The sequence below is a fragment of the Acinetobacter sp. genome, assembly GCF_036666595.1.
Taxonomy (GTDB): Bacteria; Pseudomonadota; Gammaproteobacteria; order Pseudomonadales; family Moraxellaceae; genus Acinetobacter.
The window spans coordinates 1-230 of the sequence record NZ_JAVWVO010000126.1 but is presented as its reverse complement, the minus strand read 5'-3'; the positions used below and the strand labels follow the sequence as shown (position 1 = coordinate 230).

The window sequence follows — 230 nt, the reverse complement described above, 5'->3', positions numbered from 1 at the left end:
CCAGTTGGTATCGGCTGGCATAGCAATGGTTTGCAAAGATAGCGTCCCTTTCGGTTGATCATATCCCTCAGTCATTTGAATGTCCTTGATGTTGTTTTAATTGTTGATCTAACCATTGTTGCAATTCTGGCGCACGCAATGCGCCACTGATCCGCGCCAACTCTGTGGTCTTATTCATTAAAACCAAGGTTGGAATACTGCGAACATTGAAGGCCGCGCTTAAACGTGGA

2 pseudogenes are annotated in these 230 nt (G+C 45.7%); both read right to left on the bottom strand.

Annotated elements, in window-relative coordinates:
• Positions 1-75 (bottom strand): annotated as a pseudogene (locus RR876_RS17155) (acyl-CoA thioesterase); the annotation flags it as partial.
• Positions 68-230: pseudogene (locus tag RR876_RS17150) on the bottom strand (thioredoxin family protein); the annotation flags it as partial. The pseudogenes RR876_RS17155 and RR876_RS17150, both read right to left, overlap by 8 nt.